The 14,238-nt window shown below is 43.3% G+C and carries 11 protein-coding genes; 6 read left to right on the top strand and 5 right to left on the bottom strand.

The window, feature by feature from the left end; all coding sequences use genetic code 11:
* Window positions 1-401: 401 nt before the first annotated feature.
* The gene (locus IM496_RS12205) at window positions 402-1,919 is read right to left on the bottom strand and encodes an NAD(P)H-hydrate dehydratase (protein WP_287662046.1); all 1,518 of its coding nucleotides are present in this window, start codon (window positions 1,917-1,919) and stop codon (window positions 402-404) included.
* Window positions 1,920-1,947: 28 nt separating this feature from the next.
* The gene (locus tag IM496_RS12200) at window positions 1,948-2,181 is read right to left on the bottom strand and encodes a hypothetical protein (RefSeq protein WP_287662045.1); all 234 of its coding nucleotides are present in this window, start codon (window positions 2,179-2,181) and stop codon (window positions 1,948-1,950) included.
* A gap of 174 nt (window positions 2,182-2,355) precedes the next feature.
* Between IM496_RS12200 and IM496_RS12195 the strand changes: the two genes are divergently transcribed.
* Genes IM496_RS12195 through IM496_RS12185 form a run of 3 tightly spaced genes read left to right on the top strand, consistent with a single transcriptional unit; the run spans window position 2,356 to window position 4,656 of the window.
* Window positions 2,356-2,907, top strand: a complete 552-nt coding sequence (locus IM496_RS12195; RefSeq protein ID WP_044034764.1) for an alpha/beta hydrolase — start codon at window positions 2,356-2,358, stop codon at window positions 2,905-2,907.
* Complete coding sequence (locus IM496_RS12190; protein WP_287662044.1) at window positions 2,904-4,244, top strand: 16S rRNA (cytosine(967)-C(5))-methyltransferase; 1,341 nt, start codon at window positions 2,904-2,906, stop codon at window positions 4,242-4,244. The genes IM496_RS12195 and IM496_RS12190 overlap by 4 nt, the downstream gene beginning before the upstream one ends.
* 1 nt (window position 4,245) lies before the next feature.
* Window positions 4,246-4,656 (top strand): tellurite resistance TerB family protein, encoded by a 411-nt coding sequence (locus tag IM496_RS12185; protein ID WP_002754429.1) that lies wholly within the window; start codon window positions 4,246-4,248, stop codon window positions 4,654-4,656.
* 68 nt (window positions 4,657-4,724) lie between these two features.
* Here the strand turns inward: IM496_RS12185 and IM496_RS12180 are convergent, their stop codons facing one another.
* Together IM496_RS12180 and pruA are read right to left on the bottom strand one after the other, a co-directional pair.
* Entirely contained in the window at window positions 4,725-6,359 is a 1,635-nt protein-coding gene (locus IM496_RS12180; RefSeq protein WP_194016853.1) for an alpha-D-glucose phosphate-specific phosphoglucomutase, read from the bottom strand.
* 480 nt (window positions 6,360-6,839) lie between these two features.
* On the bottom strand, window positions 6,840-9,809 hold the full coding sequence (gene pruA, locus IM496_RS12175; protein ID WP_287662043.1) for an L-glutamate gamma-semialdehyde dehydrogenase: 2,970 nt from the start codon (window positions 9,807-9,809) through the stop codon (window positions 6,840-6,842).
* Window positions 9,810-10,322: 513 nt separating this feature from the next.
* On the opposite strand from pruA, the gene IM496_RS12170 reads away from it, so the two are divergent.
* The gene (locus tag IM496_RS12170; protein ID WP_002760089.1) at window positions 10,323-11,507 is read left to right on the top strand and encodes an NAD(P)H-quinone oxidoreductase subunit H; all 1,185 of its coding nucleotides are present in this window, start codon (window positions 10,323-10,325) and stop codon (window positions 11,505-11,507) included.
* Between the two features lie 85 nt (window positions 11,508-11,592).
* Here IM496_RS12170 and IM496_RS12165 read toward each other — a convergent pair whose 3' ends face one another.
* Window positions 11,593-11,772 carry a hypothetical protein gene (locus IM496_RS12165; RefSeq protein ID WP_045358933.1) on the bottom strand — a complete coding sequence of 60 codons (180 nt, stop codon included), beginning with the start codon at window positions 11,770-11,772 and terminating at the stop codon, window positions 11,593-11,595.
* A gap of 126 nt (window positions 11,773-11,898) precedes the next feature.
* Here IM496_RS12165 and IM496_RS12160 point away from each other — a divergent pair, with 126 nt between their 5' ends.
* Both IM496_RS12160 and IM496_RS12155 read left to right on the top strand, forming a co-directional pair.
* On the top strand, window positions 11,899-13,278 hold the full coding sequence (locus IM496_RS12160; protein WP_287662042.1) for a hypothetical protein: 1,380 nt from the start codon (window positions 11,899-11,901) through the stop codon (window positions 13,276-13,278).
* Window positions 13,260-14,231: an AAA family ATPase gene (locus IM496_RS12155; protein WP_287662041.1), complete on the top strand. Its 972-nt coding sequence runs from the start codon at window positions 13,260-13,262 to the stop codon at window positions 14,229-14,231. The genes IM496_RS12160 and IM496_RS12155 overlap by 19 nt, the downstream gene beginning before the upstream one ends.
* The last annotated feature ends 7 nt before the right edge of the window (window positions 14,232-14,238 follow it).

The following is a 14,238-nucleotide window of genomic DNA, read 5'->3' as shown; positions in this document are numbered from 1 at the left end:
GTAGTCAGTTACCTAATTTTCAGGGAAAAAGTACCTGAATTTTACCCCTGATCCCTCCAATGGTCGGCACTTTTTGAGGTCAAAAAAGTCTAAAAGCCTTATCCAACAAGGTTTTTAGATTTATTCAGCAAGCCCTAAATAAGGTTTTTGACCTGTTAAAATCCGATGTTAGTGCCAGAAAAAGGGAAAATTAATCTCTCTGGGCGAACGCCTGTTCTCATCTTGAAGAATATCTGTCCAATCCAACACACCCGACATCGTAGTATCTGGAATTTTATGGTTAACCTTTTAGGGGGGTCTGATTGCTTACACTTATCATCTTGTTAAGCCTTCTCTTGATTTAGAGTCAAAAGACTTACCTGCTCTACCTTCTGCCCTTTTTTAACTTCATCTAACTAACGTTAATTTAAACCTTTAAGGGCAGCAAATAAATAATTAGCTAAAGTCACTCCATCTACTCCTAATTCTGTCCTTTCTTTGGCCGCTAAAATGCCGGCTTGAGCGTGTAAATAAGTCGCTAATGCGGTCGCTTCTGGGGGATTATCCGGCATTTGGGTTAAGAATCCGCCGATTAATCCCGTTAAGACATCACCACTACCACCTCGCGCTAGAGCGGAGCTACTTTCGGGGATTATATACATTTTATCTTCCGGGGAGGCGATTATAGTTCTGGCTCCTTTTAATAAGACAATTGCACCACTTTGTCGAGATGCTTCTTGAGTGATATTAATCCTGTCCTGAGAACCTGATAAGTTAGGAAATAAGCGTTTAAATTCTCCCCAATGAGGCGTTAAAATTGTCTTATTCTGACGAGATGATAATTTTTCTGTACCCAGTTGAGCCAAAATATTTAAAGCATCGGCATCGAGTATAATCGCCTTATCACTGTCTAAAACCTGTTCGATAATAGCAGGATTTTCTGTGGTTAATCCAGGACCACAGGCGAGGACATGATAATTATTTAATTCGAGGGGAAGTTCGGCAATAGCTCCCGTGGCAGTTTCGGGACAATCGATAATTAATGCTTCTGGTAAATGACTAATTAATAAAGATTTAAGGGCAGCAGGAACGGCAATAGAAAGCATTCCCACACCACTACCTCGCGCTCCTAATCCTGCGAGAATTGCCCCCCCTGCATAACGACGAGAACCACAGATAATTAATAAATGTCCCTGCTGATATTTGTGGGTAAGGAGAGGACGGGGTAAAGGTAAATAAGGGCGAATTAGATCGGGATTAACCCTCAGAATTGGCGGTGAATCTTGTAAAATTGTTTCTAGGTCAAGGGGACTAATTCCTATATCAATTAACTCCACTTTACCCAGATAGGGTAAGGCCACATCTTGGAAAAAAGCTCGCTTCCAGAGTCCCAAACAAAAGGTATGAGTGGCTTTAATTGCCGTGCCTAAAACCTCTCCGGTGTCGGTGTGAATTCCCGAAGCAATATCGATACTAATTACCAGTTTTTGCCAACTATTAATTTTATCGACTAATTCGGCAATCTCTCCCGATAAAGTCCTTTCTAAACCAAAACCGAAAAGACCATCGATAATTAACTGACAATCCTCCAAAGATTCTAAAGTTTTCTGAAAAATTAAGCCTAAATGCTTGACATAATTAGCCTGTTGTGCTGTTAAATCCTTGAGTTTGGCGATCGGACAAAAAAGAGATACTTGATAACCGGCGAGATGTAATTCTCTAGCAATCACGAGAGCGTCGCCGCCATTGTGGCCAGGGCCAACGATAACGCCGATTTTGGGGAAATTAGCCAAAGAATAGGACTTTTTAAGCTGTTGTGCCGTTAACAGGGCTGCCTTTTCCATCAAAGCGGCCACAGGCATACCAGAGGCAAAAATCGCCCCTTCGATGCGACGCATCTGCTCACTATTAACCACGTTTAACCGATAATTGTAGCTCATTGCAGGGATAAATTGCCTGTTAACAGGTCTAGATAACTTTTTTGCCGAAAAATTGCCAATTAGCCCGCATTTTCACCGGCTCAAGGCTGGTTTGGGTAATAATAGCCAGATCATTCTGTCTAGTTTTAGCTTGACGGTGATTCGCCCCTACAATAATATCATTGCGCCAATGGTAGGGGCGCACTGCGTGCGCCCACAATGTCCTCACCCCCAAACCTTCTCCGAGAGAGGGAAGGGGGAGTAATCGGAGTTTTCTTTTCACTGATTACTGGTTACTGATTACTGATCACTGAAAAGACTCCCCCACAGCCATCTCACCCCGGGGAAAACCGCTATAGAATAGAGAAAAAAAGAGAATTGCGAGGAAAAAACTCTGTCTTTTAACCCGATTGTCATTCCCCCTTCCCCGGAAAATCCCGCTCGCTATCTAGTGATCATGCTGCACGGTTGGGGTGCAGATGCCATGGATCTGGCCCCCCTTGCATCGATGTTGGATCTGGCTGATTGTCAATTTTTGTTTCCTAATGCTCCCTTCGATCATCCGCAAGTGCCGGGGGGACGCGCCTGGTATGCGTTAGAAACCTCCGATTATCAAGGTTTAGTCGCTAGTCGTCAACAGTTGCACGATTGGATTATTTCCCTGGAAGCAACCACCGGCATTCCCCTAGAGCGTACTTTTTTGACTGGTTTTTCCCAAGGAGGAGCGATGACGCTGGATGTGGGTTTATCCTTACCCTTGGCGGGATTGGGTTCCCTGAGTGGTTATCTGCACGGTGAACCCCATCCCCAGGGTCCACAAAATGTCTTAATTGTTCATGGTAAGCAGGATCCCGTCGTTCCTATTGCTGCTGCTCGTCAAGCCAGAGATTTACTGCTTGGTTTGGGGGTTAACGTCGAATATCACGAGTTAAATATGGGCCACGAAATCCCCATTCCGGCGCTGACTATATTACGCCAATTCCTCCGCAATCGTCTGGAAACTGCATGAATAATGCTCGTCAGCTGGCTTTGCTGATTTTACGCGATATCGATCGCTCTTCCGCCTATCCCGATCGCGCTCTTGATCGCCATTTGTCCGCTAGTTCCTTAAATTGTCTTGACAAAGCCTTGACAACGGAGATTGTTTATGGTATAATACGCCGCCAAAGAACTTTGGATGCGCTGCTCGATCGCTTGGGGAAAAAAACCGCGGCCCAGCAACCCCCGGATTTACGGCGAATTCTCCATATTGGTCTTTATCAACTGCGTTATCTCTCCCAGATTCCCCCATCGGCGGCGGTGAATACGGCGGTAGAATTAACTAAAATCAGTCATTTAGGCAAATTAGCGGCGGTGGTTAACGGAATGCTGCGGCAATATCTCCGTTTAACTGCTAATGGCGACGATCCTTTAATTTTGCCAGAAAATACCGCTTCTAGATTGGGCATTCTCCACAGTTTCCCCGATTGGTTGGTGCAATTGTGGTTAGATCGCTTTAGTGTTACGGAAACGGAACAACTGTGTCAATGGTTTAATCGCTCTCCTGACCTCGATATTCGGATTAATCCCCTGAAAACTAGCCGAGAAGCCCTAGAAAATGAGTTAGAATCAGCCAATATAACTTTTAATCATCTTAAGTTACCTCTAGCTTGCCGTTTAACCTCTGGTTTAGGCAATATTGAGCGTTTAGAGGGATTTCGAGCCGGAAATTACACCCTACAGGATATTAGCGCCCAATTAGTCACTTATCTACTCGATCCCCAGCCCGGAGAGACAATTATCGACGCTTGTGCGGCACCGGGGGGAAAAACCACTCATATTGCCGAATTAATGGGCGATCGGGGTAGAATATTAGCCTGTGATCAAACGGCATCCCGTTTACGACAGTTAGAAGCCAATATTAAAAGATTAGACTTAAAAGCGATCGAAATACATCTAGGGGATAGTCGCGATCGTCCCCAGTGGTGCGGCATCGCTGATCGTGTACTAATTGATGCTCCCTGTTCAGGATTGGGAACCCTGCACAAGCGTCCTGATATACGTTGGCGACAAACACCAGAAAATTTACCTGTACTAGCCAAACGACAGGGGGAACTTTTAGCCTCGGCTGCCACTTGGGTAAAACCGAAGGGAATCTTAGTTTATGCCACTTGTACTTTAAATCCGTTAGAAAATGAAAGAGTGATCGAGCAGTTTTTAGCCGCTCATCCCGATTGGAAAATGGCCACTCCTGACTCTAATTCATGCGTCTCAGAATACTATACAGAAACGGGAGCGATCGAAGTGTTACCCCATCGACATAATCAAGACGGTTTTTTTATGGCTAAGTTAGTCAAGGAAGTGTGAGATGAAAAATAAACAATTACTGAAAATTCTCATCGGTGTTGCCTGGATTGATGGTGTGATTCAACCATCAGAAAGGAGTTATTTACGACAGGTAGCTGTGAGGGAAAAACTTGATGATGATCCGGAGATTAAACCACTATTATCGGAACTAAAACCGGTTAAAACCAGTGAATGTTATCGATGGTTAGAGTCCTATTTAGGCGATAATCCTAGTCCAGAAATCTATCAAGATCTACTAACATCGATCAGCACTTTAATCTATAGCGATGACGACGTGGATATACAGGAAGCAAAATTATTAACCAAAGTGCAGAGTTTTGATCCGACTCACGATAGCCATCGATCGATTTTAGATAAATTAGTGACGGGAATTCAGAAATTGTACCACAAGGCAATTACTGAAAGTAATTAAGGAGTAGCTATCAGTGATGAGCAGGTCAAAAATTTCCCCGATAAAAACTGATAGCTTCTCCCTAGATTTTAGGTAATAACCGTGGGTTGTTCCCGTCCGGTAGATTGACGAATTTGACCGATTTCTTCAGCTAAATCAATTAACGGCTGTAGGGCCTTTTGGGTGTCGATATCGTGTTTACTTGCGTCCGGTTCATAACTTTCTAGATAAACCCGAAGAGTTGCCCCTTTAGTTCCCGTACCCGATAGACGGTAAATAATCCGAGAACCATCGGTAAAACCAATGCGAATCCCTTGATTTTTACTCACACTACCATCCACGGGATCCGTATAGCTAAAATCATCGGCATATTCCACTTCATAGTTACCAAATTGTTTACCCTTAAGGTCTAAAACCAGCTTCTGGAGACGTGCCATCATCTCTTTAGCCGGTTCTAAGGCGACTTCTTCATAATCATGACGAGAATAGAAATTGCGGCCAAATTCTTGCCAATGACTGCGGACAATTTTCTCTACAGATTCCCCTTTAACTGCCAAAATATTTAACCAGAAAAGAACCGCCCATAAACCATCTTTTTCGCGAATATGATTGGAACCCGTGCCGAAACTTTCCTCACCGCAAAGGGTTGCTTTCCCCGCATCTAACAAATTACCGAAGAATTTCCAACCGGTGGGAGTTTCATAACAGTCAATTCCCAGTTTAGCCGCTACGCGATCGGCCGCCGCACTGGTGGGCATCGATCGCGCCACTCCCGTGATACCATTTTGATAGCCCGGTACTAGATGAGCGTTGGCAGTTAGTACAGCTAAACTATCACTGGGGGTAACAAAAAAATTCTGACCGAGGATCATATTGCGATCGCCATCTCCATCGGAAGCAGCCCCAAAATCCGGGGCCTCTTGACCAAAGAGAATTTCTACCAGATCATGGGCATAGACTAGGTTAGGATCGGGATGACCACCACCAAAATCCTCTAGGGGAATACCATTTAATACTGTACCTTTGGGCGCGCCTAAACGCTGTTCAAATAGAGCATAAGCGTAGGGACCCGTCACCGCATGGAGAGAATCCATGCACATTTTAAACTTACCAGAAGTGAGTAGGGCCTGAATGCGATCGAAATCAAAAATCTTTTCCATCATTTTGACGTAGGGAGTGACCGCATCGATCACTTCCACATCCATAGTTCCCAGTTTAAAGGAACCGGGGCGATCGAGATTAATATCGGCCCCTAAGAGGATTTTATAACTGCTAATCACCTTAGTCTCGGCATAAATTGCATCGGTGATATTTTCCGGGGCTGGTCCGCCGTTAGTAATATTGTACTTAATGCCAAAATCCCCCTCCGGACCGCCGGGGTTATGACTAGCAGAGAGAACAATACCGCCAAAAGCGTTATTTTCGCGAATTAACCCAGAAATAGCCGGAGTGGAGACAATACCATCGGTTCCCACGAGTATTCTACCGATACCGTTAGCGGCGGCGATTTTCAGGATAGTTTGAATAGCTTGACGGTTATAATAACGACCATCTCCACCGACGACTAGGGTTTGACCCTCGATACCGTCTAAAGTATTGAAGATAGCTTGAATAAAATTTTCCAGATAATGGGGTTGTTGAAAAACGGGAACGGATTTTCGCAATCCAGAAGTCCCCGGTTTCTGGTCACTAAAGGGTTTTGTGGCAACGGTTTCAATCGTCATAGTCTTTTCTTGATAGGCCGACGCAATTTTCAACTTAAGTATATAGCAGTAGGTTGACAGCCAAGAAATCGGGTAAGAAAGACAACAGTTGGGGAGTCCCCTGTCATACTAAATCCTGTTTAAAAAGTCTAGGAGAGTGGGGAGATGGGGGAGAGTGGGAAGATGGGGGAGATAGGGAAGTGGGGGAAAGGGAGCAGGGAGAAGGGAAAACAAATAACAATAGTCTCCTGACGACCGACTCCTGATTCCTGAGTAACGCACAGAAAACGGGTTTCTCGGAGAAACCCGTTTTCTACTCATGCAGAAGGCAAAACGGAGAATAAATAATCAGTTTTTAATAACTGGATTTATTATGACTCCTGACTCCTGACGACCGACTCCTGACTCGGAGAATACTGACTCGGAGAATACTGACTCGGAGAATACTGACTCCTAACCCCACCAACAAACTTTTTGCCGCAAACCCTAGCTATAAATCGCTTAATCGGCCCCTTCAATCGGTGCAAATCCCTGACGTTGAATATTCTCGCTGATGTGACGAGGTTCGAGGAATTGCAGCAGATAATCGGGACCCCCAGCCTTGGAACCTACCCCCGACATCTTGAAACCCCCGAAGGGTTGACGGGAGACAATCGCACCGGTGATTCCCCGGTTAATATAGAGGTTTCCCACTTCAAATTCCTGCGTAGCTCGGTTAATATGGGCAGGAGTGCGAGAATATAAGCCACCGGTTAGAGCATAGTCGGTTCCGTTAGCTACGGCTAAAGCTTCCTCAAAATTGCTCACTTTGATAATTGCCACCACTGGACCAAAAATCTCCTCCATCGCTATTACCGCATCAGGGGGAACATTTTTAAAGACGGTGGGACTGACGAAATAACCTACCTCTGGAATCGGCATTTCTAGGGCCAATTCTGCCTCTTTTTTACCAGTTTCGATATATTCCCGAATTCTTGCTTGAGCTTTCTCGTCGATAACCGGTCCTACTTCCGTACTCGGTAAATCCGTCGGCCCGATATTGAGGGACTTGGTAGCCTCGACAAAGCGATCAACAAAGCTATCATAGACGCTTTCCAGAACGATTATCCGCGAACAGGCCGAACATTTCTGGCCGGTGTAGCCAAAAGCGGACTTAACCGCACCGACAACGGCCTGATCTAAATCGGCACTCTCATCGACAATTAGGGCATTTTTGCCGCCCATTTCGGCGATAACTCGTTTTAGGTGTTTTTGACCCTTTTGCACGATAGAGGCATCTGTATAGATGCGACAGCCCACTTCTCGTGAACCGGTGAAGGCGATTAGGTGAACATCGGGATGGCTGACTAGATGCGCCCCCACCTGCGAACCTTTACCCGGGATATATTGGAAGACTCCAGCAGGAATACCCGCTTCTAGGAGAATCTCGGCAAATTTCGCCGTAATCACCGAAGAAGTCTCGGCAGGTTTCAATAGCGTGCAGTTACCGGCTACTAAAGCCGCTACTGTCATCCCCACCGCAATGGCTAGGGGGAAATTCCAGGGAGAAATCACTAAAGCAATACCCCGGGGTTGGTAGGAATAACGATTATTCTCACCTGCTACGTCGAAATTATGCCCTAAATCCAGTCTTTCCATCTCGGAGGCGTAATAACGGCAAAAATCGATCGCTTCTGACACTTCCGGATCCGCCTGTTGGATAACTTTGCCCACTTCCAAACAAATCCAGGCCGATAACTCGTGTCGTCGCGCTTCCATCAAATCCGCCGCTTTTCGCAGTATTTCGGCTCTTTTAGCCACTGGGGTGCGTTTCCAAGCGGGAAAAGCCTGTTTTGCCGCTATGATCGCTTTTTCTGCCTGTTCCACCTCAATTAAGCCTACTTTCCCCACTATTTCCTGCGGGTTACAGGGATTAACGGAATTAATTTGAACATTGGTGGCGACGTATTCGCCGTTAATTAGGGGTAAATAGGTCTTACCGAGGGAATTTTTGACAAAAGTAAGGGCTTGACTCGCTTTATTTCGTAATTGCTCGTTAGCATAATCCGTATCAGGGGCATTAGGAAAACCGGCGATAATCGGGTTATCCTTGCCTAAAACCCGGGGGGCTGCGATTAAATCTTCCACGGGACGATCCTCCAAATTTTGCCTTAGGAAAGAACTATTAGCGGTATTTTCTAATAAACGGCGGATTAGGTAGGCCATACCGGGTAAGAGTTGTCCGTAGGGGGAATAAACCCGCACCCGATGACCCCGCTTCACTAACGCTTTGGCTAATTGGTCGCCCATGCCGTACAATACCTGCATTTCAAAGCGACGACGGGGAATTTCTAAACTTTCTGCGATCGCACAGGCCAAGGCTTGCGATCGCACGTTATGACTACCGATGGCGGCGTATAAATATTGATGATTTTCCAATAATAACCGCGTCATCCGTTCATAATTGGCATCGGTGGCCGATTTTTCGTTATATACCGGCTGTGGCCAGTGATTTTGCCGAGATTTAATCGTTTCCTGATCCCAGTAAGCGCCTTTGACTAGCCGGACAGTCAGGGGATAACCGCGCTTTTTAGCCCAATTAATTAAATCTTGTAAATCTTGGGCAGAATCTCTTAAATATGCCTGTAGGGTGATGCCAATATCGGTACGACTGCGAAATTCTTCTTCTAGGAGTAATTCTTTCAGGATAGCCAGGGTGAGGTTTTTATAAACGTACTGTTCCATATCAAAATGGACTGCTACCCCTAACTCCTGAGCGCGTCGCAATAGTAGGCGAATGCGATCGCATACTTTCTCCTTACTACCAATCGGATCCATGGGATCAAACTGAGAATAAAAGGCAGTTAGCTTGACAGAAACCTGCACTCGTGGTAATAAGTCGCCGTCCGCTTCATCAATTTGGCTAACTTTATTCCATTTGGTCGCTTCTTGAGCCAAATGGGTCATTAAATCCAGATAACTTTGTAGATAAACTTGGGTTTCCGCTTCAGTAATTACCGCTTCACCGAGGAGATCTATGGTAAAAGCCATTTTTTCCTTGCGCAGACGGGTGACAGTGCGAGTAATTTGCTCTAGGTCTTCCCCGGCGATATACTTACGAGCTAAGGTTTCTACGGATTTACTGATCAGACTGGCGGCCGTTTGAGCCGGTAGGGAGTTAGGATCACTAAAGTTGAGGATACTTTTCAGCGCACTGGGCAGTTCTACGGAAGCATCACCGAGGTATTGTTGGAGATGATTAGCGATCTCGGCATTACTGCGTAAAGCGGGTAAACAGTCAATAAAACGGAATAATTGTACTCGTAAATTGGGGTTAGACATTGCCCAATCGAGTAATTTATCATCCCAACGCATTTGATCCTGTAAAGCAGACCAAAGACCTTTTTTTTCGCGAGTTTCGGCTAAAAGTTGTCTAGCGATCTCTTGGGTTTTGGTTTCGTAGTTTTGAGTTGAGTCGATTTGGATAACCACGGTGATTCAAGTAAAAAAAATTATCAACGGGATTCAGCTTTCAGCAAGCTACCGTCAGCCTTCAGCCTAAAATTCAGTTTTTGAGCTTTTTCAGCTGATTGCCGCTCTTAATGGCTCTTTTCTCTGGTTTATATTCTTACCGAAGGACTAATCAAAGCTAATAGCCGATCACTTTTGCTGAACACTCTATTGTACTCGATCGAGCGGGGAAGTGGGGGTGTGGGGTGTGGGGTGTGGGGAAGTGGGGTGTAGGGTGTGGGGTGTGGGGTGTGGGGTGTGGGGTGTAGGGTGTAGGGTGTGGGGTGTAGGGTGTAGGGTGTAGGGTGTAGGGTGTAGGGTGTAGGGTGTAGGGAAGTGGGGAGAATAAATAAAAATAATCTCCTGACTACTGACTACTGATTACTGATCACTGATTACTGATCACTGATTACTGATACCCGATAGTCCTTGTGTATTGTCGAAGCGTTTACCTATAATAACTTTAAAAAGATTTTCGGGATCATCGGTAGCCCTATGGCAAAAATTGAAACGAGAACAGAACCCATGGTTTTAAACATGGGACCCCATCACCCTTCGATGCACGGAGTTTTACGCTTAATCGTCACCCTTGACGGGGAAGACGTGATTGACTGTGAACCCGTGATCGGTTATCTTCATCGGGGCATGGAAAAAATTGCCGAAAATCGCACTAATGTCATGTACGTTCCCTACGTTAGTCGTTGGGATTACGCCGCAGGGATGTTTAACGAGGCGATTACAGTCAATGCTCCCGAAAAATTAGCCGATATCGCCGTTCCCAAACGAGCGCAATATATCCGGGTGATTATGTTGGAACTCAACCGCATCGCTAACCATTTACTCTGGTTAGGCCCTTTTATGGCGGATGTAGGCGCACAAACTCCCTTTTTCTACATTTTCCGGGAACGGGAGATGATTTATGACCTCTGGGAAGCTGCCACGGGAATGCGGTTAATTAATAATAATTATTTCCGTATTGGTGGCGTGGCGGTGGATTTACCCTACGGATGGGTGGATAAGTGCGTGGATTTCTGTGACTATTTTGACCCCAAAGTGGACGAATACGAGAAATTAATCACTAATAACCCGATTTTCCGCCGTCGTATTGAAGGGATAGGCTGCATTACCAGAGATGAAGCGATTAACTGGGGTTTATCCGGTCCGATGTTGCGCGCTTCCGGGGTGAAATGGGATTTAAGAAAAGTTGACCATTACGAGTGTTACGACGATTTTGACTGGGAAGTGCATTGGGAAACCGCCGGCGATTGTTTTGCTCGTTATCTGGTGCGGATTCGGGAAATGCGCGAATCGGTGAAAATTATCCGGCAAGCACTGAAAGGTTTACCCGGTGGTCCCTACGAAAATCTGGAAGCAAAACGGATGGCAGAAGGGAAAAAATCAGCTTGGAATGATTTTGACTATCAATATATCGCCAAAAAAGTCGCCCCCACTTTTAAGATTCCTAAAGGTGAACATTATGTGCGCTTGGAAAGTGGTAAAGGCGAATTAGGTATCTTTATCGTCGGTAATGATGATGTTTTCCCTTGGCGTTGGAAAATTCGGGCCGCCGATTTTAATAATCTTCAAATTCTGCCCCATATCCTCAAAGGGGTAAAAGTTGCCGATATTATGGCGATTTTAGGCAGTATTGATATTATTATGGGGTCGGTTGATCGCTAAATCTCCCTTAGGGTGGGTTATCTTATTAACTCACCCTCGTTTTGGTCCAGTCTTATGAAAAAAGCACATCGGCCTTTATCTTCATTTAGTGGGGGTGAGTGTTTTTCCCCGCTTCCAATTGAACCTCAGTCATAGGGGGAAGAATCTCGCTTTGGGGAATCTTTAACTCTCCCACCTGAACACCCAAACTAGCCAAGGCAGTTAAAGTGGTGATGATGCGGCAAATCACGTCAATGTCCGCTTTATGTTTTTGCCAGAAATTCATAGATTTTGCTCCTGTCGCCTTAGGGCTTGTTTTTTGAGGACAAGTTGATTAAAATGCTTTCAGCAAATGCTGGCAAAAGGGGATCAAAAAGTGGATCAGATGGTAGGTTGACGTTTGACGAGATTTATGTTAGGGTCTGGCGAAATCAGATTATCGGATGAAGATGTAGAAACCCTTCGTAAGGCTAAAGATGCTTATAAGGGAACCTATTCTTGTGCTTCGGAGAAAACAGAGCAAATATTAATAGAAGCAAGTCGATGGTTACTTGAGGCATTTCTCGAAGAATACCGTAGTCGAACAGAAACTTCCAGTTATACCATTCGATTAAATGTTTTGAAAGCTTGGATGACATCATCGCCACAATCTGGAACAACTAAAGACGTTTTAAAAGAAGATGGGAAGAAATTGTACTTACAAAAGGAATCTGATTTTAAAAGATTTGAAAATGAGAAGAAAAGCGACTACATTACTCAAAATAAAATAAATACACCCAGAATTGAAGATATTAATGATAATTCAATTCATTTAACCTTTGATGAGGTTCTGAATTTTTTATTAGATTCGTCTATTTTAAAGGTAATTGGCATATCTGGAGATAGTTTGCGGTTTTGTACTGAAAAAAAATATGGACTAGGAAAAAAAGGGCAAAGAACCTCTAAACAGTCTTATATTGTTCAAGCTTATTGCGAAGTATTAGACCTAGATTTTGAAAGCTTAGAATGTTGTAAAATTCATCATCAAAACCCAAAAAATCAACGAACAAATAATGAAAAGATTTATCGTGTTTTGACAAAATTTAATTATACTAATCTAGTAAATTTTACCAGTTCAATAGCTGCTAAACCTTTACGAGAAGGCAGTATTTATATTCCCCCTTGTCCTCATACATATCGTTTTTGGTGTTTACATCGTTTACACAAACAACTCTTTATCACTAATAATTTGAACGTTAAACATATTGTTTTTAAATTTCAAGGAGATGGTCAGGAAGAATGGGATAGCTATAGTCTTCATGAACATTTTTTAAATAATTCTGGAGGAATTAAAAATTTAAAGACTAATAATTTTTGTTTGATTTTTGAAGGAATTGATTGTGCCGACTTTTCCCGTTTACAAGACATTGATTCATTTTGGCAAAACTTAATTACCAAAGCTCGTAAAATACAAAATAGTCCCATTCCGGGCTTTTTATTAATGATTTGGTTAGATTATGGAAAAAGTAATGATTGGAGAGATAAGGACAAATTATCAGAATTTTCTATTCACCGCTTACAGATTGACTCTTGCTTTGAACAACGGTCTTTTCAGGAAATTATTCCTACTTTTGCTCAACAACTTCAGTTAGGTTGTGACTTACAGGATGAAACCACAGACTTATTTAAATCTACCTTGCAGGAATTATGGGAAAATAGCAAGCACGGCAACATAGAAGACACACTGAAAGCTTTTTATCAACAATTTCAAGGACAATTATCGAGGGAAAATAGATGGATAAACTATCCTTAACTTACACGGGAGAAATTCAACCTAAATCGGATCTTTATTATGAACCTATTCAACAGAAAATTTATCCCTATGACGCAGGTGATGAGTTAATAGAAGTTGTTAACTTGGCTATTGAATTGGGAATGCCTTTGTTACTAGAAGGTGAACCAGGATGTGGCAAAAGTCGTTTAGCTCATGCCTTAGTTTATGAATTTAATTATCGTCAGGAAAATAATCCTATAAAATATTATGAGTGGATAGTTCAATCTACAAGTAAAGCGGAAGATAGTCTCTATCAATATGATTATATTGGCCGTTTACAAGCTGCTCAAATTAGCGGAATTTTAAGCCAAAAAGAAATAGAAGAATCTTCTTCTGAGCCAAAAAATCCAGCTACTTCAAAAGATTGGGTTGATTTACAACCCTTGGGTAAAGCATTTAAACAAAGTCAAGATAAGCAAGAACAATCGGTAGTATTAATTGATGAAATAGATAAAGCAGATCGAGATTTTCCTAATGATTTACTTTTAGCCATTGAATCTCGTCGTTTTTTCATTAAAGAAACAGGAGATTTAATTCAAGCAAATGATCAAGCTTTTCCTCTGATTATTATTACCAGTAATCAAGAAAAAAACTTACCCAATGCTTTTCTGAGACGTTGCATTTATCACTATATTGAGCTACCCAACCAAGAAAGATTAAGAAAGATATTAACCGAACGGTTTACCGACGCTGAACAAGAGGTTATCATCAAAGCAGTGGACCGTTTTCTTGAAGTGAGAACATCACAAGACGAGACTAAATCTGAAGGAGAAAAAAAAGTTAGCACCAGTGAATTAATAGCCTGGTTTAAATCGTTGCTCAAGTACAAACCTGAAGAAATTATCGCCAAATTAAAAGAGGACAAATTACCCCACGCTAGTGTTTTACTAAAAAGCCGTACTGATTTACAAGATTATGGAACAAGAGGTTAAAAAAGCC

The organism is Microcystis sp. M049S2, from assembly GCF_020245625.1.
In the GTDB taxonomy this organism is placed as follows: Bacteria; Cyanobacteriota; Cyanobacteriia; order Cyanobacteriales; family Microcystaceae; genus Microcystis; species Microcystis ichthyoblabe_A.
The sequence above is the reverse complement of the archived record's forward strand: the minus strand, read 5'-3'. Positions and strand labels throughout refer to the sequence as shown.

Coding starts and splice junctions, on each gene's coding strand:
- IM496_RS12170 (WP_002760089.1), top strand. CDS start 10,323: ATGGCAAAAATTGAAACGAGAACAGAACCCATGGTTTTAAACATGGGA.
- IM496_RS12185 (WP_002754429.1), top strand. CDS start 4,246: ATGAAAAATAAACAATTACTGAAAATTCTCATCGGTGTTGCCTGGATT.
- IM496_RS12165 (WP_045358933.1), bottom strand. CDS start 11,772: ATGAATTTCTGGCAAAAACATAAAGCGGACATTGACGTGATTTGCCGC.
- IM496_RS12190 (WP_287662044.1), top strand. CDS start 2,904: ATGAATAATGCTCGTCAGCTGGCTTTGCTGATTTTACGCGATATCGAT.
- IM496_RS12195 (WP_044034764.1), top strand. CDS start 2,356: ATGCTGCACGGTTGGGGTGCAGATGCCATGGATCTGGCCCCCCTTGCA.
- IM496_RS12180 (WP_194016853.1), bottom strand. CDS start 6,359: ATGACGATTGAAACCGTTGCCACAAAACCCTTTAGTGACCAGAAACCG.
- IM496_RS12205 (WP_287662046.1), bottom strand. CDS start 1,919: ATGAGCTACAATTATCGGTTAAACGTGGTTAATAGTGAGCAGATGCGT.
- IM496_RS12155 (WP_287662041.1), top strand. CDS start 13,260: ATGGATAAACTATCCTTAACTTACACGGGAGAAATTCAACCTAAATCG.
- IM496_RS12160 (WP_287662042.1), top strand. CDS start 11,899: ATGTTAGGGTCTGGCGAAATCAGATTATCGGATGAAGATGTAGAAACC.